Here is an 18,178-nt window from a genome sequence, read left to right as displayed (position 1 = left end):
ACCAGAACAAACCGCACTTGGCTAGACTGGCCGCGAACTCGAAACTTGGGAGAACCGCCATGTACGACCTGGCAATCATTTGGGATTGGATCGCTTTTTCGGTGCGATGGCTCCACATCATCACCGCGATGGCATGGATCGGCGCCTCGTTTTACTTCGTGGCACTCGACCTGATGCTGAAACCCAATCCGAACCTGCCCGATGGCGCGCATGGCGAGGAATGGGAGGTGCATGGCGGCGGCTTTTATCACACTGTCAAATACCTCGTGGCCCCTTCCGAGATGCCCGAGCATCTGACATGGCACAAGTGGCAGAGCTATTCGACCTGGCTCTCTGGCGCCGCGCTTCTGATGATCATCTACTGGGTGGGCGGCGAGCTGTTCCTGATCGACCCGACCAAGGCCGACCTGTCGCTGTGGCAAGCGGTACTGATCTCGGGCGGCTCGCTCACCATCGGCTGGATCTGCTACGACTATCTCTGCAAATCCAAGCTCGGCGAAACCCCGACGCTGCTCATGCTGCTTCTGTTCGGGATCCTCGTCGCGATGTCCTGGGGGTATAACCAGATCTTCACCGGCCGGGCCGCCCTGCTGCACCTCGGGGCCTTTACCGCCACGATCATGACCGCCAACGTGTTCTTCCAGATCATGCCGAACCAGCGCATCGTGGTCGAGGATCTCAAACAAGGCCGGGTTCCGGATGCCAAATACGGCAAGATCGCCAAGCTGCGCTCGACCCACAACAACTACCTGACACTTCCGGTAGTCTTCCTGATGCTGTCGAACCACTACCCGCTGTCCTTTGGCACCGAGCATGCCTGGATCATCGCCAGCCTGATTTTCCTGACCGGTGTCACCATCCGTCACTACTTCAACACCATGCACCGCACCGGCAAGGGCCCAAACTGGACGTGGCTCGTGACCGTGGTGATCATGATCCTGATCGCCTGGCTCTCGACCCAGCCGGGAATGGACACCTACGAGGAAAGCGAAGCCCGTGATCTGACCGCTTACGAACAGAAGTTCGCCTCTGCCGACACTTTTGACGACGCCTTCAACGCGGTGGTCGGCAATTGCTCGATGTGCCACGGGCGCGAGCCGTCCTGGAACGGGATTCACTGGCCGCCCAAGGGCGTGGTGCTGGAGACCAGGGCCGATGTGGCGCGGCATGCGGAGCAGATTTACCTGCAGGCCGGACGCAGCCACGCGATGCCGCCGCCGAATGCGATCCAGATGGCGCCGGAGGCCCGTCAGCAGATCGTGCGCTGGTACCGCGACGCCAAAGGTGGTGATGGTTGAGAATGCAAAGGCGGTGACATGCGACTTGGTCTGATTGGATACGGCACCATCGCCCGACAGCTTGTCGGGCTTTTGACCGTCGATCCGACATGGCAGATCACCGTTCTGGTGCGCCCGCAGGCTCTCGACGCCGCGCGGGCGCATGCGCGCGAGACGGGCGCGCCTGCCGCGCTGCACTTTGTGACCTCACGCGCGGCGCTTCAGTCAGAAAATCCGGACCTCGTCGTCGAATGCGCGGGTCAGTCCGCGGTCGCAAAGCATGTGGAGCCGCTGCTTTCTGGCGGCACCGACTGCCTGATCGTATCGGTTGGCGCTTTGGCCGATGCGGACCTGCACCACAGGCTGACGCTGGCGACCCGATGTGGCCGATCGCGAATGATCCTCCCCGGCGGCGCGATTGGCGGGCTCGATCTTCTGGCCGCGTTGTCCGGCGCCGGCGACGTCAAGGTCACCTATCGCGGCACCAAACCGCCCGCCGCCTGGAAAGGAACGCCAGCCGAAACCCGCCTGACCCTCGACGACCTGACACAGCCGACGACCATTTTCACCGGCACGGCCCGCGAGGCTGCCACCCTCTTTCCCAAGAATGCCAACGTGGTGGCCGCGCTGGCGTTGGCCGGGCCGGGGTTCGACAATGTCATGGTGACGCTGGTTGCCGATCCTTCGGCCGTCGGCAACCGGCACAGCTACGAAGTCCGGTCGCCGATCTGCACGTTCAGCGCCGATATCGAGAACACGGCGTCCGATGGCAACGCGCGGACGTCGATGGCCACGGTCTTCAGTCTCCTGCACGAAATCCGGTCTTACCGGGCAGGACACCCCGTACGAGACCGGGATATCGGATCGACCTGACCGAGTTCCGCAGGACCGCTTCGCCCTGATCCCCAAAGGGGCGTTCGGCGGCCGCAGAATGCTGGTGAAGATCATCGCCGACGAGCACGGCAAGGGCTTTGCCATCATGGTCGCTGACATGTGCCCGATCACATCTTACTCTGCGCCCGACCGCGAACAGCGCGCGTCGATTGCCAAGGCCATCACCTCGAGGGACGCCAGGATAGCGCGCCGTCAGCCGGTACGGCTGTTTTGATCGTTTATGATAGACCGACCGGCCACAGCCTTCCGCGACATCCACCTGGGCCGGGCCCATTCGCTGCTTGCCGAGACGGATATGAGCGGCATGGAAGATGCCGTTACCGGCTGCTTTTGCGATGTGGCTCTGGTGTCGCGCTATTTCCAGGCGCAGTTCGACGAAGAAACACAGTCTGGCAAGCGTCGCAGGACATGACCGTGCGGCGCTCGGGGCCGGACGCTGTTGCCCCCTGCCCCCGGAGTTGACCGGAGAGGTTTCAATGTCGTCGTGGCGAGGATCGTGAACGCCATTGCTCGACAGACCCCGCAAACCTTTCGGGGAACCACCACCTGCCTTGGTCCGGAAATACGCTCCGACTTGGCAAAACCGGGATCAGGTTGTATCTAAGAAAATACATTTTCATGGAGGCGGCCGTGTCGGACCTACCCTTTCTGGCGCGTGTACGCCGCCATCTTCCCGAGATGCACCCCGCAGAACGGCGGCTGGGCGATCTTGTCTGCGGCTTTCCGGGCGAACTTGCCAGCTACTCTGCCTCTGAACTCGCCGCTCTCGCCGGGGTGTCTAACGCCACGGTGACCCGATTTGTCCGCCGCCTTGGCTACGACTCCTATGAGGATGCCCGGCGCGACGCGCGCGACGAGGCCAGCAGCGGGTCTCGTCTGTACCTGCAACAGAAGGGACAGGACGATCACGCCGGTCCTGACAGATTTCTCGAGACTGACATCCGCAACCTGCGCGACACCCTGGGGGATATCCCGCACGCCGACGCCGATGCGCTGAGCCAGGCTATCCTGGATGCGCGCAAGGTCTGGTGCGTCGGCTTCCGGGCCTCAAATTCCCTTGCCAAATATCTGCAATGGCAGCTGATACAGGCGGTTGATGACGCGGTTCCCGTGCCCGGCGGAGGCCAGACCATGGGTGAACACGTGGCGCGGATGAGACCGGCCGACGTTGTGGTCCTGTTCGGTTTGCGGCGACGAATCTCCGGGTTTTCCAACTTGCTCGAGGCGATCTCGCGCACTGGCGCGACCATCGCCCTGGTCACTGACGAGGGTGTGCCGGTCAACCCCGACGTCCGCTGGCACTTCCGCTGTGCCACCCGGTCGTCAGGTCCGCTGTTCAGCCACGTCGCGGTGATGGCCCTGATCAACCTGATCGCCAATCGCACGATCGAACTGGCGGCCGAATCGGGGCGCGAACGATTGCAGCACATCGAAGGCTACAACGACCTGCTGCGGGAACTCTGACGAAATTACGCCGCTGAAGACTGCGGCACCCCCAGAAAAATACTGTATCCAATCCGGGCGTTGCCGCAGTGCAGCAAAGAAAATTGCGTTTCTTACGTGAAAACTTCTTTGTGATTTCGCGAAAATGAGTTTTCATTGGTGCATCGAATTGCGTCTCATCCAAAAAGGACATCGCCATGCGCACCATTCTTGCCACCACCGCCCTGCTCGCCCTTGGGCAGACCGCCGCCGCCGAGACCGTCTCCCTGCGTGTTCTCGGCCAGCCGGTCGGCTCCGGCCTGATCCAGCAGCAGAAGGAACAGCCCTTCTTCGAGACCCTTGCCGAGACTGCCGGTCTCGATGCCACGGTCGAATATCTCCCCGTCGACGTCGCCGGCATCCCCGACAATGACGGCATGCGCGTCATCCGCACCGGCCTGTTCGACATCGTGTCCTTCCGCGGCCCGCAGGTGAGCCGCGACGAACCCACAATGCTGGGGCTCGATCTTGTCGGCCTGAACCCGGATTTCAAAAGCGGCAAGACCCACACCAAGGCGTTCCTCCCGGTGGTCGATGCCTCGGTACAGGATCGTTTCAACGCCAAGGTTCTGGGCGTCTGGCCCGCCGGGCCGCAGGTGGTGTTCTGCAAACCCGAGATCAGCGGTCTTGCCGACCTCGAAGGTCTGAAGGTCCGGGTCGGTGATCAATCCGCCGCCGCCTTCGTCGGCCAATTCGGCGCCACCGGCATCCCGCTGCCCTTCGGCGAAGTTCAGCAATCGCTGGCCCGCGGCGTCGTGGACTGCGCGATCACCGGCCCCTCTTCGGCCAATTCCGCCGGCTGGCCGGAAGTGACCACCACCGTGCTGCCGATCGCGCTGCAACTCGCGGTCAATGGCTATGCCATCAACCTCGACAGCTGGAACAAGCTTGATGGCACACAACAGGAACAGCTGCAGGGCGCCATCGACACCCTGGTGGACGACGTCTGGGCCTATTCCGAAGAGCTCTACGTCGATGCGATGAACTGCAACACCGGTCAGCAACCCTGCGAGCACGGCACCAGCTATTCGCTGAACAGCGTGCCGGTCACCGATGCTGACCTCAAGGCCGTCGCCGATGCGCTGGTCGGATCGTCGCTGCCCGCATGGGTCAAGCAGTGCAATGCGGTGAACGAAACCTGCGAGGCGGACTGGATGGCTTCGGTCGGCGCCAAGCTGGGCCTCTGAGGCCAGGCGGAAGGAAGGGATGTACCAATGAAGACCTACTCGCGGATCTGCGCGATCGTCTTCGGCCTGATGATGACGGCGCTCTGCGTCGTCATCGCGGTCGAGACCGTGCTGCGCAAGCTTCTCAACCACTCGCTGGCCGGGGTCGACGAGCTTTCGGGCTATGCCATCGCCATTGGTGCGCCCCTGTGCTTTGCCGTCACGGCGGTAGAGCGCAGCCATATCAGGATCAACCTGCTGCACATGCGGATGCCGGAACGGGTACAGGCGATCCTGAACCTGGTATCGGCATTGAGCCTCGCGGCTCTGGCGATATTCCTCGCGGTCTTTACCGTGCGCACCGTTCAGGAAACCCAGATGTTCGGCTCGGTGGCGCAGACACCCTGGATGACGCCATTGATCTGGCCGCAGACGGCCTGGTTGATCGGCATGGGGATCTTCACGATCTCGACCGTGCTTCTCGCGCTGCGTGCCCTGTCACTGGCTGTGCAAAAGAATACCGCTGGCCTCACCCGCGAATTCGCCCCTGAGACCGTCGAAGACGAGCTCGAAGCTGAACTGTCCGATCTGGAGGCACGCGCATGAGTATCACTGTCATTTTCGCAGGCTTCATGGCCATGCTGCTCTTGATGTTCCTGTCGATGCCGGTTGCGGTGTCGATCCTCACTGTGGGCGGCGTTGGTGGCTACATGGCCTACGGCATGCCCTTGGTCGAAACCATGGGCGGCGTCGTCTGGGGCACGCTCAACAACCCTGTCATGACCGCGATCCCGCTGTTCATGCTGCTGGGCGAACTGCTGCTGCGTGGCGGCATCGCCGACCGGATGTTCGACACGCTGGCGGTCTGGCTTGGCCGGTTGCCCGGTGGGCTGCTGCACACCAACATCGGCACCTGCGCACTGTTTTCGGCAACTTCGGGCTCTTCTGTCGCCACCGCGGCGACGGTCGGCACCATCGCCTTGCCGGCCCTTGGAGAGCGAGACTACCCGATCCGTCCGGCGCTTGGCACCCTGGCCGCCGGCGGCACGCTCGGCATCCTCATCCCCCCCTCGGTCAACCTGCTGGTCTACGGCTCGCTGGCCAACGTCTCGGTCGGGCAGCTCTTTATCGCCGGCATCCTGCCGGGGATTCTGCTGACCCTGCTGTTCTCGGCCTATGTTGCCTTCAGCTATCCCGACGCTGGCCGCAATTCCGATGCACCCGAAGTCTCGAAGGCCGAGAAGCGCCGGTTGCTGCGCCACCTGATCCCGCCTGCGGTGATCTTTGGCATCGTCATGGGCTCGATCTATGGCGGGCTCGCCACGCCCACCGAAAGCGCGGCACTTGGTGTCATCGCGGCCTTCTATTTCGTCTGGAAGGGCGGACGCCTGAAATGGGATCTGCTGGAAAATTGCTTCATCCAGTCGGCCCGGACCTCGGGCATGGTGATCCTGGTGATCGTCTGCGCGCTGCTGCTGAACGTGACCCTGTCGATGACAGGCGGAACACAGGCGGTGACCCGCTGGGTGACCGGGCTGGGCTTGTCGCAGACCTGGCTGCTGCTGCTCCTGGTGGTGTTCTACGTGATCCTCGGCATGTTCATGGACGCAATGTCGATGCTGGTGCTGACCGTGCCGATCGCTGTGCCCATGGTAACGGCCCTTGGGGTCGATCCGGTCTGGTTCGGCGTCTTCGTGGTGGTGATGTGCGAGATCGGCCTGATCACACCGCCGGTCGGCATGAACCTCTTCGTGGTTCAGGGCGTGCGCAAGGGCGGTGGCGACTTCAACGACGTGATCCGCGGCGCGACACCCTTCGTGATCATCATGATCCTCTTTGCCGGGTTGCTGGTTGCGGTGCCGCAGATCGCCATGCTTCTGCCCGACATGGCAGCGGGGCGCTGAGGTGGAGAAAGTGTTGACATCCCCCGCCCTGAGCCAAGCCGCCCGCCGCCGGATCCTGGTGGTGAACCCCAACGGCAACCCCGAGGTCACGCGCCTGGTGTCAGACATGGCGACACGGTTGCTCGACCCCAAGACCGCGGTTCGGGTGGTCTACACCGAGGACAGCCCACGCTCGATCGAGACCCCGGCCGATCGCAACAAGGCAGAGCCCTTGGCGCTCGAACTGCTTGCGCAGCATCCGGGTTATGACGCCTACGTCATGGCGTGTTTCGACGACATCGCGATATCCGATGCCCGGGAATTCCTGGATGTGCCCATCCTTTGCGCGGCAGAGGCGGCCATCTCGCTGGCCAGGTTCTTCGCGCCACGCTTCTCCATCGTCACGACGGTGGAGACCATGGCACCGGGTATCCGCACGTTGGTAAGGTCGCTCGGGGCTGACAAGATCTGCACCGTTCGAGCCGCCGGGATCGGCGTCGCGACTGCGGCAGCGGGGGGGGCCGAGGTTGAAGCCAAGCTCGATGCTGCAATCGAGCTCGCCCGCCGCGAGGACGGCGCCGAAGCGATCATCCTCGGCTCTGGCGGGTTGACCGGACGCGCCGAGACGCTCTCGGCCAGGCATGGCCTTCCGGTGATCGGCGGCATCGAGGCGTCGATTGTCATGGCCGAAGTTCTGGCCAACCTTCGGACCTGACCAGACCACCTAGAAGGCGCCCCGTGAACAGTTCCGGGGCGCCTGTTCCGCTGGCGAAGACTGGACGACCGGGAGCGCCCGGTCCGGCACGCCAATGACGGCTTTGCCATGGGCAGACAGCCCCCGACGATTCGGCGGCAGCGACTCAACCAGCATCACATTACAAAATCAATTTTTGCCGTATTATTATGTACTTATAAGTTTTTTAATTTTTTATTTGATATTTACAATACCATCCACCACGATCACCGAAACCACGTTGGAGACTTCAGATGCAAACCAGGACCCGCGTCGGCTTGCTGACCCCTTCCTCGAACACAGTCATGGAACCCCGGGTCTGCGAGCTGCTGTCAGCCAGCCCGGAGATCACCGCGCATTTCGCGCGCTTTCGCGTCACCCGCATCTCGATGGGACGCGACGCGCTCGACCAGTTCACCTTCGAGCCGCAGCTCGCCGCCGCCGAATTGCTGGCAGAAGCCAAGTGCGACGTGATCGCCTGGGGCGGCACCTCCGGCGGCTGGCTCGGGGCGCAGAACGATGTCGACCTGTGCCATGCCATCACCGAACGCACCGGGATCCCCGCCACCACCTCGACACTTGCCACGCTGGACGGTTTCCGCGCCCTTGGCGCCGGGACCTACGGCCTTGCCACGCCTTACCTCGCCGAGGTGCAGGAGGCGATCGTCAGGAATTTTGCCGAGCTTGGCTTTGAATGCCTCGCTGAACGGCACCTTGAAGATCCGGGCAACTTTTCCTTTGCGCAATACCAAGAAGCGGAAGTGGCCGAGCTGATCCACCATGTGGCCGCCACCGGGCCCGGTGCCATCGCCGTATTCTGCACCAATTTCGACGGGCCCCGCGTGGCCCCCGACATCGAACGGGCCACCGGGATTCCGGTGCTCGACAGCATTTCCGTCACGCTCTGGCATGCCCTGCGGCTTGCCGGGGTCGACACTGCGGCCCTCGCCAAATGGGGCCGGATATTCCGCTACGAGCTGCCGACAGGCGCCCGCAGCGGGGGCACGCCGGTAACGGCGTAACAGCGGCCTTGGCCGCAACACATCCGATGGGAGGAAAGACATGAAGACTTTGATGACCCTGGCCACGACGGCACTGTTTGCCGTCACCGCCACGGCCCAGGCCGAAGGCTATACGTTCAAGGCGCTGGGGCAACCGATCGCCACCGGCCTGATCCAGAAGAACGTGGAACAGCCATTTTTCGAGAATTTCGCCGAAAAGACCGGCATCGACGCGGTGGTCGACTACAAACCCCTCGATGTCACCGGCATCAAGGACACCGAGCAGCTGCGCATTCTCAAGGCAGGCCTGTTCGACATTGTCTCACTGCGCATGAGCCAGATTTCGCGTGACGAGCCGACCATCCTCGGATTGGATCTCGTCGGACTCAATCCCGATTATGCCACCGGCCGCAAGACCATCGAAGGCTTTGCCGACAAGGTCGACGCGCAGCTTCAGGCTAAGTTCAACACCAAGCTGCTGGGGGTCTGGCCCTTCGGTCCGCAGGTACTGTTCTGCGAGCCCGAGATCGGTCAGCTTGCCGATCTGAAAGGCAAGAAGGTCCGCGTCTATGACCAGAACCTTGCGAATTTTGTCTCTTCCGTGGGCGGCACGCCGGTGCCGATCGGCTTTCCGGACGTGCACCAGTCGCTGGCGCGCGGAGTTGTCGATTGCGCCATCACCGGCCCGAGCTCGGCCAACTCTGCCGGCTGGCCCGAAGTCACCAACTACATGCTGCCGGTGGCCTTTCAGCTGGCGCTCAACGGCTACGGCATGAACCTCGACGTCTACAACAAGCTCTCGGCTGAAGACCAGGCCAAGCTCGACGCCGGCTTCGATGCGCTGGTCGAAGAAATCTGGACCTATTCCGAAGAGCTGTTCGACGACGCGGTGCGCTGCAACGTCGGCCAGAAGCCCTGCGAGACCGGCAAGGAATATGATCTCAAGCTGGTCGAGATCACCGACGCCGACAAGGCGATCATCGAGAACGCGGTGAACGAGATCTCCTTCCCGGCCTGGGCAGAAGTCTGCGACAAGCAGAACGCGACTTGCTCGGCCGACTGGCTGGCCGCGCTCGGCACCGCGAGCACCCAATGAGCGGACGGACAACCGACGGGGCCCAAGTGGCCCCGTCTTCCCCCACCGCCGCGCGCCAACAACCCCGTTCAGGAGGCGTCACGATGGAAAGCTTTGCCGCGCTCGCAGCGCGCCTGTTCGGTGCAGCCCTTGTGGCCCTGTCGATCTTTGTCTCGCTCGAGACCATATCGCGCAAGCTGTTCAACTTTTCCTTCGAGGGCGCTGACGAGCTGGGCGGCTATGTGCTCGCCGTGGGCTCGAGCCTCGCCTTTGTGGTGGCATTGATCGACCGCGCGCATATCCGTATCGACGTGCTGCACGCACGCTTTCCCAAGCGGCTGCAAGCGATCGTGGACTGGCTGTCCATCCTGTCGCTCGCCGGGCTCGGGCTGTTCATCATGTATGTCGGTCGGATCGTGATCGTCGACACGCTGGCGTATGGATCCACCGCGCCCACACCCTGGGCAACCCCGCTCATCTGGCCGCAGGCGGCCTGGTACGCTGCGCTGTGCATGTTCGCCCTTTGTGCGATCTACCTCGCGGCACGGGCCACGATGCATGTGGTCAACGGGCGGCTCGATCTGGTCAGCAAAGAGTTCCAGCCGAAAGGCGCAATGGAGGAACTCGAAGAAGAAATGAGCGATCTGGAGCGTCGATAACCGACGCTCCGGTCATGACATACGGGGCGCCACGGCGCGCCCCTCGAGGGAGGCACTTATGGGCGTAGGCTCTGTATTCGTTGGCTTTGCTGGGATGATGGGGCTCTTGCTCATGTCCCTGCCAATCGCCGTAATCATGGTAGTTCTGGGGGTGATCGGCGGCGTAATGCTGTACGGTTGGCCGCTGCTAAATTCGATGGGACCGGTGATCTGGGGGGTTCAGAACGAAAACATCCTCACCGCCGTGCCTCTGTTCATCCTGCTGGGCGAGCTTCTGCTGCGCAGCGGCATCGCCGACCGCATGTATGGTGCACTGGCGATCTGGCTCAACCGGTTGCCGGGCGGGCTCTTGCACACCAACATCGGCTGCTGCGCGCTCTTTGCCGCGACTTCCGGCTCTTCGGTGGCAACGGCCGCCACCGTCGGCACCGTGGCGCTGCCCAACCTCAAGCGGCGCGGCTATGGCGCGCGCCAGGCACTGGGGTCGCTGGCCGCAGGCGGCACCCTGGGCATTCTGATCCCGCCCTCGGTCAATCTGCTGATCTACGGGTCGCTGGCAAATGAATCGATCGGCCAGCTCTTCATCGCGGGCATCATCCCCGGCATCGCGCTGACGCTGCTCTTCATGGTCTACATTGCGGTGGAATCCTATTTCATTCCAGCCTCAACGGGCGAAGATGAGCCCCGCGCGCCCCTTTCGGTCAAGATCGCGGCGCTGAAGCACCTTGTGCCGCCCGCGATCATCTTTGCGGTGGTCATGGGTTCGATCTACTTCGGCATCGCCACACCCACCGAATCCGCAGCCCTCGGCGTCGTGGTTGCTCTGGCTTTCGCCGCCCGCGAAGGCAAGCTGTCCCTCGAGTTCTTCGACAACTGCTTCCGTCAGACCGCCAAGACCACGGGCATGATCCTGCTGATCATCACCGCCGCCTTCATGCTGAACGTCACACTTGCGCTCGGCGGCATTGCCCAGACCATGACCGAATGGGTTGCCTCCTTTGGCCTGTCGCCCTGGGCGCTGCTGATGGCGCTGATCGTCTTCTACCTGTTTCTCGGCATGTTCATGGACGTGCTCTCGATGCAGGTGCTGACCATCCCCGTGGCCCTGCCCATCGTCACCGCGGTCGGCATTGACCCGATCTGGTTCGGCATCTTCATCGTGCTGATGTGCGAATTGGGAATGATCACCCCGCCGGTGGGTATGAACCTCTATGTTGTGCAGGGCGTGCGCACCGATGGCGGGCCGTTCCGCGACGTGGTACTGGGAGCGATCCCATATGCACTGATCATGATACTCTTCACCATCCTGTTGATCTTTGTACCGCAGATCGTCACATGGCTGCCGGAAACCATGAGCGGGCTTGCGCGATGACGGATCCAACCTGGAAACTGGGGGCGGCCGCATTGTCGGCCGCCTATCGCGCGGGCCGCATCAATCCGGTCACCGTCGCCGCGGACCTCACCGCGCGCATCGCCGCGCTCAACCCCGGGCTCAACGCCTATGTTGCCCTTGCAGATGACCTGGCCGACCAGGCCGCGGCGTCGCGGGTCCGCTGGGCTGCAGGCCAGCCGCTGTCACCGCTCGATGGCGTGCCGGTCGCGGTCAAGGACAACCTGCATGTGGCGGGATTGCCCACCACCTGGGGCAGCCGTGTCCTTGACGGCCCGGCGATGGCGGACGAACTGCCGGTGGCGCGGCTCCGTGCCGCCGGGGCCCTGCTGGTCGGCAAGACCAATACGCCGGAATTTGCTGTCGAAGGCTACACCTCCAACGCCCGCTTCGGCACCACCCGCAATCCCTGGGATCCGGCGCTGACGCCGGGCGGCTCCTCCGGGGGGTCGGTGGCCGCGGTGGCAGCAGGGCTGGCCTGCATCGCCATCGGCACCGATGGCGGCGGCTCCACGCGCCGCCCCGCCGGCCATACCGGCCTTTACGGGTTGAAACCTTCGATCGGGCGTATCGCCCGCGGCGGCGGCCTGCCGCAAATCCTCATGGATTTCGAGGTGATCGGCGCATTTTCCCGCGAACTCGCGGATCTGACCCTGCTCTACCGTGCACTGGCCGGGCCGAACAGCGGCGACCCCGACTCGCGGGCACTGCCCGAGGCCCCCGCCGCGCGACAGGGCCTGCGCATCATGTCGGTGCCGCTGCTCGGCACGCATCCCTGCGACCCGCAGATCCTCGATGCGCATCGCGCCCTTACCCTGCGTCTCGAAAACCTCGGGCATCACGTCACCGAAGGCGCGCTGCCGCTTGATCTCTCCGAGATCGACGCCTTCTGGGGGCATTTCGCGCAGATCGGCCTGGCCCGGCTTGCTGCGACGCTGCCCGCGATGCAGGAGAAGGCCTCAGCACAGTATCTCGCCATGGCCGAGACCGGCAAGGCCGTGCCTGCCACTGCGCTCTTCGCCGCACTTCAGGCGGTGCAGCGCCTTCGGTCCGAATGCTCGCGCCTCTTTCGCGATTGGGATGTCATCGTGATGCCTTGCGCCGCCGCCCAGCCCTGGCCTGCCGGTGAAAGCCACCCCGAAGAGATCGCCGGCCAGCCGGTCGGCCCGCGCGGCCATGCCATCTATACCGGCTGGGTCAACGCCGCAGGGCATCCGGCGCTGGCTGTGCCCGCCGGACGGGACGCGGCCGGCCTGCCGATCGGCTGCCAGCTGATCGGGGACATGGGCGCCGAAAGCCAGCTGCTTGATCTCGCCGCGACACTTGCGGCGGCGGAAAAGCGGGCCTGGGAATGGCCCGCCTTTGCCCTTGCCTCAACCGAGCCTGCCAAGGTGAAGTGACACCTCGCCGAGGCCGTCGATCCGCCCGAGGATCGCGGCCTCGGTCTCGACGTAGGGCAGCCCGTTGAGCGAACCGGTGATCACCACCTGCCCGACGGTCAGCCCGCCGCAATGGTCACCGACCATCTCTTCCAGCGCGAGGAAATTCTCGAAGGCATCGCCGCCCGGCACCTGGGCGGCCCCGTCGAGCAGCATCGTGTCACCCACCCGCAACGACGCCTGAACCGCGCCCATCGGCAGATCCTGCCAGTCCTTTACCGGCGCGCCCAGCACCAGTCCGCCGTTGATCTGGTTGTCGGCCAGCTTCAAAAGCGGCGATGCCTCGCCGTTGAACCGTGTGCGCACGACCTCGATCACCGGCAGCGCCGAAATGCATTCCGCCACCCGAAGCCGGCGGTCCGGCGCATCGCGCGACGGCAAGGGCGCGTCGACCCGAAAGCCGATTTCCAGCTCGATGCCGATGGGCTCACCTGCTGGCACCACCAGTTCTGCAGGATGGGTCATCACGTCGGCGGCGAGTATCGGCGCCATGATCCGCGGCGCGTCGGGCTTGTTGGCCACCTTGAAACCGCCGACCGGCCCGCAGGCCGCGACGATACCGGCCTGCACGGCATAGGCATCCCGCTCGGAAAAGGCCGCGCCGGTGTAACCGCGCGCATCCACCGGGCGGCCGCTGCGGCGGGCCTCCAGCATTGCGTCGATCAGTGATGCGGTCAAATCATCCTGTGTGGTGTCAATCATTTGTTTATGACTTTCAGAAAGTTAGGGTTATCTTAATTATATGTTTTTCGACTATCCACGGCAAGCTGTGTCGTTTACAAAAGTCGTTTCCGGGGCAGGCTTCGGGAGAAAGCACAGGGGGTTTGATGAAAACGCGCAAGACCGAGCATCCACGGCGCCGGGTCACCAACCGCGGCAAGCAGGTGATCAGCCGCATTCCCTTGCACGAGCAGGTGGCGGACGCCGTACGCAGCATGATCATTACCGGCACCCTTGCCCCGGGCGAGAAAATCCGCATCTCCGAACTCGCCGAAGAACTCGACGTTTCGATGACCCCGATGCGCGAAGCCTTGAAGATCCTCGCCAAGGAATCCCTCGTCGAGTTGATGGCCAATCGCGGCGCCCGGGTCTCGGAGATCTCGGCTGAAGGCACACGGTCGCTTTTCGAGGTGATCTCGCGGCTCGAAGCGCTGGCCGCCGAACTGGCCGCCGAGCGGATCACCGAAGACGAACTGGCCCGGTTGGATGACCTGCACGCCCGTATGCTCGAGAGCCACGCCGCAAACGATCTGCCCGGCTATTTCGACTGCAATCTGAAAATTCACAATCTGGTGGTCGATGCGGCCAAGAACCCCGATTTGACCCGGGTCCGGACCCTGCTCGGCTTTCACGTCGAGCGTGCGCGGTTCCTGTCTGTCGCCACCTCGGCGCACCGCGAAGTGTCGATGGAAGATCACTCGGAACTGATGCAGGCACTCAAGGCCCGCAATGCCGCCGCGGCCCGTGACATCTGGCAGGTGCACCTGCAACGTGCGGGTGACGAGGCCTGTCGTCTGGTCGCGCGCTGGCAGGAAGAAGTCAGCGCCAGCGCAACGGGATGATCGTGTCTGCGGCCTGAAAAAAAGGCCGCGCGCGTGGCCCGGCCAAGTTGGGGAGCGTTGGTGTTACGCGGCGCGGTCCTGCCGTCCGTCTGCACGTGCCGTGGCGAGGAAATCCAGGGCCGCCTGTGCACCGCCCTTGCTATGTGGCACCCCGGCGCGCGCGAGGCCCATCTCGATGCCCGAGAGCGTGCCCATCAGCATCAGATCGTTGAAATCCCCGAGGTGGCCGATGCGGAATACCCGGTCCTGCAACTGGCCCAGACCATTGCCGAGCGACATGTTCAGCTCTTCATGGATGATCCGGCGCAGCGCATCTGCCGAATGGCCCTCGGGCGTCATCACCGCCGTCAGTACTGGCGAGCGGTGCTCCGGCACCCGGCACAGCACCTCGAGCCCCCAGGCCTCCACCGCACGCCGGGTGGCTTCGCCGTGGCGTTCGTGCCGCGCGAACACCGCCTGAAGCCCCTCTTCGTGGAGCATGTCCAGCGCCTCGACCAGCCCGTAGAGCAAGTTGGTGGCAGGCGTATAGGGAAAATAGCCGGTCTTGTTGGCGGCGATCATTTCGCCCCAGTCCCAGAAGGACCGCGGCAGTTCCGCCTGGCTGGACGCGGACCGCGCCTTGGCGCTCACCGCGTTGAAGGACAGCCCGGGCGGCAGCATCAGGCCCTTCTGCGATCCGCCGATGGTCACGTCGACGCCCCAATCGTCATGGTGATAGGCAACCGACCCCAGCGACGAGATCGTGTCGACCATCAGCAGCGCCGGGTGGCCGGCGGCGTCGATGGCGGCCCGGACGGCCGCGACATCCGACACCGCCCCGGTGGAGGTCTCGTTGTGCACCACGCAGACTGCCTTGATCTCGTGCCCGCTGTCGGCGCGCAGATGGTTCTCGATGGCTGCCACATCGGCGCCCTGGCGCCAATCGGTCCCGATCACCTGGGGTGCGAGGCCAAGCCGCCGGGCCAGCCGCTGCCAGAGCCAGGCGAAATGCCCGGTCTCGCACATCAGGACCGCATCTCCCGGTGACATGGTGTTGACCATGGCGGCCTCCCAGGCCCCGGTTCCAGAGGCCGGATAGATGATGACATCCGCCTCGGTGCCGAAGATCGTCTTCATCCCGTCAATCGCGCGACGGCCAAGGTCGCCAAACTCCGGAGAGCGGTGGTCCATGGTCGGATGATCGATTGCCCGCAAAACGCGGTCAGGCACAGTACTGGGGCCGGGTATTTGCAGGAAGTGACGTCCGGGCTTGCGCATTTCTGGTCTCCAAAGCTTGATTTCTTACGTCGTTCCAACAGCCTATGGCATTTTCAATTTTTAATCTAATCATTTTTATATCGTTGATTTAAAACACTTTATGCCAATTTTCGCGACATTCACGCCAGCATCTCGGTCCTGAAAGACAGGACGGGGGAATCGGTTCGATCCGAGCCCCCCGGCACGCAGTCACGCAGTCACGCGCCCTGCGCTCAGATCCCCATATCCGGCGGGCCGCACTCGAGGAACCGGCCCCGGCCCTTGGCAGCGCGCAACTCTCCTCCGTCGATCACGATCTCGCCGCGCGACAGGACCGTCTCCGGCCAGCCGGTGACCACCCGTCCCTCATAAGGTGTGTAATCGACGTTGTGGTGCAGCATGTCATTGCTGACCGTCACCACGCGCTCGGCATCCCAGATCGCCAGATCGGCGTCTGCTCCGACCGCAATCGTGCCCTTGCGGGGATAGAGCCCGTAGAGCCGCGCCGGATTGGTGGCAGTCAGGGCCACGAACCGGTTGAGCGAAATGCGCCCCTGCCCCACCCCTTCGGAAAACAGCAGCGGCAGCCGGGTTTCCACGCCGGGAATGCCGTTGGGCACATGGGCAAAGCTCGCGCCATCGCCGCAGAGCTTCTTGCCGGTCTTGCTGTCATAGGCAAAGGGCGCATGATCGGACGAGAACACCTGGAAGGTGCCGTTGGCCAGCCCGCGCCAGACCGATTGCTGGGCGGCGGCATCGCGTGGTGGCGGTGAACAGATGTGCTTGGCACCCTCGAACCCGTCAAGATCAAGGTCGGCGGCGGTGAGCAGGATGTATTGCGGACAGGTTTCGGCAAAGACCTTCAGCCCCTTGGCCCGTGCGACGGCAATCTGTTCCATCGCCTCGCCCCCCGAGACATGAACCACCAGCATCGGCACGTCGACAATCTCGGCCAGCGAGATCGCCCGATGCGTTGCCTCGCGTTCGGCAATCGCAGGCCGCGCGTCGGCGTGATGTCGCGGCGCGGTCTGGCCGGCGGCTTCCAGCGCTTCGGTCAGCCAGGCGATGGCGTCGGAATTTTCCGCATGCACCATCGTCAGCGCGCCTTCGCGCTTGGCCAGCGCCAGCACCTCGATGATCTGGCGGTCGTTGAGCTTCAGGTCATCGTAGGTGGTGTAGATCTTGAACGAGGTATAGCCCTCGCGGATCAGCGCCGGCAACTCCTGGCCCAGCACCTGCGGCGTCGGGTCGGTGACGATCAGGTGGAAGGCGTAGTCGATCACCGACTTGCCCTCGGCGCGGGCGTGATAATCCTCGATCGCGGCGCGCAGGCTCTGGCCTTTCTGCTGGCACGCGAAAGGGATCACGGTGGTGGTGCCGCCAAAGGCCGCCGAGCGGGGCCCGCTTTCGAAATCGTCAGCCATGACCGATCCGTCGCTGCTGGGCTGATCGAAGTGGCAATGCGCATCGACCCCACCGGGCAGGATCAGCTTGCCACTGGCATCGATCTCTTCACGCCCGGCCCCGAGCGCACGGCCAAGCGCAGTGATGACACCGCCGGAGATGCCGATATCGGCGGTGAAAATGTCGGCGGCGGTGGCGATCCGGCCACTGCGGATCACGAGGTCAAATTCGTTGCTCATGTCTTTCCCTTCTGGATGGATGGGCGCGCGCAGCTCAGCCGCCGCGTTGCGCCAGAACTTCTATGGTCTGCGCCCCCGAGGCCATCAGGTGACGCCGCCAGATCCGCCGCGCCGCTTCCGGATCACGCGCCTCGAAGGCCACCATCAGCTCACGGTGTTCCTGCACCGCCGCGCCGCGCCGGCCGTCGTTGCCAAGCGCGATGTAGCGCACCCTTTCGGCCTGCTGTGCCAGGCGCGCCCGCTGGCCGCCAAGGATCGGATTGCGCGCGAAGACCACGATGAGATCATGGATCCGGCGATTGAGATCGAAATAGCGGCCCCGACCAGCGGTCCCGGCGACGCTCTGCATCTCTTCGTGCAGGCCCTGCAATTCCGCCAGCTCGGCGTCTGTCATGCGCTTGCAAGCCAGTTCGGCGGCCAGCGCCTCGGTGCCCGAGATCACCTCGAAGAGGTGCCGGGTCTGTTCGACCGTCACCGCCGAGACGCGCGCCCCCCGGTTTGGCGTCATCTCGATCAGCTGCTCGCTGGCCAGGAGCTTGATCGCCTCCCTGAGCGGGGTGAGCGAGACGCCGATCTCCTCGGCAAGCTCCTTGACCGCGAGACGGGTGCCGGGGGGCAGTTGGCCGGTGATGATCCGGTTGCGCAGCTCTTCGGCCACGCGTTCATGCAGGTGTTGGCGGCTCAGCCTTACCTTCTTTACCGGTTCCGCCATCCCGCACCTCACTGCCTGGTTCATCA

19 protein-coding genes are annotated in these 18,178 nt (G+C 63.8%); 15 read left to right on the top strand and 4 right to left on the bottom strand.

Annotated elements, in window-relative coordinates:
- The first annotated feature begins 59 nt into the window (after window positions 1–59).
- The 14 genes from FOY53_RS02540 (at window position 60) to FOY53_RS02480 (ending at window position 12,960) form a co-directional block, all read left to right on the top strand.
- Complete coding sequence (locus FOY53_RS02540) at window positions 60–1,298, top strand: urate hydroxylase PuuD (RefSeq protein WP_146585353.1); 1,239 nt, start codon at window positions 60–62, stop codon at window positions 1,296–1,298.
- A gap of 18 nt (window positions 1,299–1,316) precedes the next feature.
- Complete coding sequence (locus FOY53_RS02535) at window positions 1,317–2,150, top strand: aspartate dehydrogenase (RefSeq protein WP_146585351.1); 834 nt, start codon at window positions 1,317–1,319, stop codon at window positions 2,148–2,150.
- 58 nt (window positions 2,151–2,208) lie between these two features.
- On the top strand, window positions 2,209–2,385 hold the full coding sequence (locus FOY53_RS22965) for a hypothetical protein (RefSeq protein WP_186766488.1): 177 nt from the start codon (window positions 2,209–2,211) through the stop codon (window positions 2,383–2,385).
- 6 nt (window positions 2,386–2,391) lie between these two features.
- Window positions 2,392–2,583: a hypothetical protein gene (locus FOY53_RS02530; RefSeq protein ID WP_146585349.1), complete on the top strand. Its 192-nt coding sequence runs from the start codon at window positions 2,392–2,394 to the stop codon at window positions 2,581–2,583.
- 218 nt (window positions 2,584–2,801) lie between these two features.
- Window positions 2,802–3,635, top strand: coding sequence for a MurR/RpiR family transcriptional regulator (locus FOY53_RS02525; RefSeq protein ID WP_222435209.1), 834 nt, complete (start codon window positions 2,802–2,804; stop codon window positions 3,633–3,635).
- A gap of 176 nt (window positions 3,636–3,811) precedes the next feature.
- Window positions 3,812–4,840 (top strand): TRAP transporter substrate-binding protein, encoded by a 1,029-nt coding sequence (locus FOY53_RS02520; RefSeq protein ID WP_146585345.1) that lies wholly within the window; start codon window positions 3,812–3,814, stop codon window positions 4,838–4,840.
- Between the two features lie 27 nt (window positions 4,841–4,867).
- Window positions 4,868–5,425: a TRAP transporter small permease subunit gene (locus tag FOY53_RS02515; RefSeq protein WP_146585343.1), complete on the top strand. Its 558-nt coding sequence runs from the start codon at window positions 4,868–4,870 to the stop codon at window positions 5,423–5,425.
- On the top strand, window positions 5,422–6,723 hold the full coding sequence (locus FOY53_RS02510) for a TRAP transporter large permease (protein WP_146585341.1): 1,302 nt from the start codon (window positions 5,422–5,424) through the stop codon (window positions 6,721–6,723). The genes FOY53_RS02515 and FOY53_RS02510 overlap by 4 nt, the downstream gene beginning before the upstream one ends.
- A gap of 13 nt (window positions 6,724–6,736) precedes the next feature.
- Complete coding sequence (locus FOY53_RS02505; protein WP_146585339.1) at window positions 6,737–7,417, top strand: aspartate/glutamate racemase family protein; 681 nt, start codon at window positions 6,737–6,739, stop codon at window positions 7,415–7,417.
- A gap of 272 nt (window positions 7,418–7,689) precedes the next feature.
- Window positions 7,690–8,457, top strand: coding sequence for a maleate cis-trans isomerase family protein (locus FOY53_RS02500; RefSeq protein ID WP_146585337.1), 768 nt, complete (start codon window positions 7,690–7,692; stop codon window positions 8,455–8,457).
- Window positions 8,458–8,497: 40 nt separating this feature from the next.
- Window positions 8,498–9,532 carry a TRAP transporter substrate-binding protein gene (locus FOY53_RS02495; RefSeq protein WP_146585335.1) on the top strand — a complete coding sequence of 345 codons (1,035 nt, stop codon included), beginning with the start codon at window positions 8,498–8,500 and terminating at the stop codon, window positions 9,530–9,532.
- 83 nt (window positions 9,533–9,615) lie between these two features.
- On the top strand, window positions 9,616–10,170 hold the full coding sequence (locus FOY53_RS02490) for a TRAP transporter small permease subunit (RefSeq protein ID WP_146585333.1): 555 nt from the start codon (window positions 9,616–9,618) through the stop codon (window positions 10,168–10,170).
- Window positions 10,171–10,228: 58 nt separating this feature from the next.
- Entirely contained in the window at window positions 10,229–11,542 is a 1,314-nt protein-coding gene (locus FOY53_RS02485) for a TRAP transporter large permease (RefSeq protein WP_146585331.1), read from the top strand.
- Window positions 11,539–12,960: an amidase gene (locus FOY53_RS02480; RefSeq protein WP_146585329.1), complete on the top strand. Its 1,422-nt coding sequence runs from the start codon at window positions 11,539–11,541 to the stop codon at window positions 12,958–12,960. The genes FOY53_RS02485 and FOY53_RS02480 overlap by 4 nt, the downstream gene beginning before the upstream one ends.
- Here the strand turns inward: FOY53_RS02480 and FOY53_RS02475 are convergent.
- Window positions 12,934–13,701, bottom strand: a complete 768-nt coding sequence (locus tag FOY53_RS02475) for a 2-keto-4-pentenoate hydratase (protein ID WP_146585327.1) — start codon at window positions 13,699–13,701, stop codon at window positions 12,934–12,936. The genes FOY53_RS02480 and FOY53_RS02475 overlap by 27 nt on opposite strands.
- Before the next feature lie 125 nt (window positions 13,702–13,826).
- Here FOY53_RS02475 and FOY53_RS02470 point away from each other — a divergent pair, with 125 nt between their 5' ends.
- Complete coding sequence (locus tag FOY53_RS02470) at window positions 13,827–14,561, top strand: GntR family transcriptional regulator (protein ID WP_186766487.1); 735 nt, start codon at window positions 13,827–13,829, stop codon at window positions 14,559–14,561.
- A gap of 63 nt (window positions 14,562–14,624) precedes the next feature.
- Here the strand turns inward: FOY53_RS02470 and FOY53_RS02465 are convergent, their stop codons facing one another.
- The 3 genes from FOY53_RS02465 to FOY53_RS02455 form a co-directional block, all read right to left on the bottom strand.
- Window positions 14,625–15,818, bottom strand: coding sequence for a pyridoxal-phosphate-dependent aminotransferase family protein (locus tag FOY53_RS02465; RefSeq protein WP_146585323.1), 1,194 nt, complete (start codon window positions 15,816–15,818; stop codon window positions 14,625–14,627).
- Between the two features lie 212 nt (window positions 15,819–16,030).
- The gene (gene hydA, locus FOY53_RS02460; protein ID WP_146585321.1) at window positions 16,031–17,440 is read right to left on the bottom strand and encodes a dihydropyrimidinase; all 1,410 of its coding nucleotides are present in this window, start codon (window positions 17,438–17,440) and stop codon (window positions 16,031–16,033) included.
- A gap of 34 nt (window positions 17,441–17,474) precedes the next feature.
- Window positions 17,475–18,152: a GntR family transcriptional regulator gene (locus FOY53_RS02455; protein WP_186766486.1), complete on the bottom strand. Its 678-nt coding sequence runs from the start codon at window positions 18,150–18,152 to the stop codon at window positions 17,475–17,477.
- Window positions 18,153–18,178 lie beyond the last annotated feature (26 nt).

The organism is Puniceibacterium confluentis (genome assembly GCF_007923445.1).
In the GTDB taxonomy this organism is placed as follows: domain Bacteria; phylum Pseudomonadota; class Alphaproteobacteria; order Rhodobacterales; family Rhodobacteraceae; genus Puniceibacterium; species Puniceibacterium confluentis.
The sequence above is the reverse complement of the archived record's forward strand: the minus strand, read 5'-3'. Positions and strand labels throughout refer to the sequence as shown.

Bases quoted from the DNA above. Each gene is read 5' to 3' on its own strand.
- hydA (WP_146585321.1), bottom strand. From the start codon at position 17,440: ATGAGCAACGAATTTGACCTCGTGATCCGCAGTGGCCGGATCGCCACC.
- FOY53_RS22965 (WP_186766488.1), top strand. From the start codon at position 2,209: ATGCTGGTGAAGATCATCGCCGACGAGCACGGCAAGGGCTTTGCCATC.
- FOY53_RS02465 (WP_146585323.1), bottom strand. From the start codon at position 15,818: ATGCGCAAGCCCGGACGTCACTTCCTGCAAATACCCGGCCCCAGTACT.
- FOY53_RS02510 (WP_146585341.1), top strand. From the start codon at position 5,422: ATGAGTATCACTGTCATTTTCGCAGGCTTCATGGCCATGCTGCTCTTG.
- FOY53_RS02490 (WP_146585333.1), top strand. From the start codon at position 9,616: ATGGAAAGCTTTGCCGCGCTCGCAGCGCGCCTGTTCGGTGCAGCCCTT.
- FOY53_RS02520 (WP_146585345.1), top strand. From the start codon at position 3,812: ATGCGCACCATTCTTGCCACCACCGCCCTGCTCGCCCTTGGGCAGACC.
- FOY53_RS02475 (WP_146585327.1), bottom strand. From the start codon at position 13,701: ATGATTGACACCACACAGGATGATTTGACCGCATCACTGATCGACGCA.
- FOY53_RS02515 (WP_146585343.1), top strand. From the start codon at position 4,868: ATGAAGACCTACTCGCGGATCTGCGCGATCGTCTTCGGCCTGATGATG.
- FOY53_RS02470 (WP_186766487.1), top strand. From the start codon at position 13,827: ATGAAAACGCGCAAGACCGAGCATCCACGGCGCCGGGTCACCAACCGC.
- FOY53_RS02540 (WP_146585353.1), top strand. From the start codon at position 60: ATGTACGACCTGGCAATCATTTGGGATTGGATCGCTTTTTCGGTGCGA.
- FOY53_RS02500 (WP_146585337.1), top strand. From the start codon at position 7,690: ATGCAAACCAGGACCCGCGTCGGCTTGCTGACCCCTTCCTCGAACACA.
- FOY53_RS02530 (WP_146585349.1), top strand. From the start codon at position 2,392: ATGATAGACCGACCGGCCACAGCCTTCCGCGACATCCACCTGGGCCGG.
- FOY53_RS02455 (WP_186766486.1), bottom strand. From the start codon at position 18,152: ATGGCGGAACCGGTAAAGAAGGTAAGGCTGAGCCGCCAACACCTGCAT.
- FOY53_RS02480 (WP_146585329.1), top strand. From the start codon at position 11,539: ATGACGGATCCAACCTGGAAACTGGGGGCGGCCGCATTGTCGGCCGCC.
- FOY53_RS02535 (WP_146585351.1), top strand. From the start codon at position 1,317: ATGCGACTTGGTCTGATTGGATACGGCACCATCGCCCGACAGCTTGTC.
- FOY53_RS02485 (WP_146585331.1), top strand. From the start codon at position 10,229: ATGGGCGTAGGCTCTGTATTCGTTGGCTTTGCTGGGATGATGGGGCTC.
- FOY53_RS02495 (WP_146585335.1), top strand. From the start codon at position 8,498: ATGAAGACTTTGATGACCCTGGCCACGACGGCACTGTTTGCCGTCACC.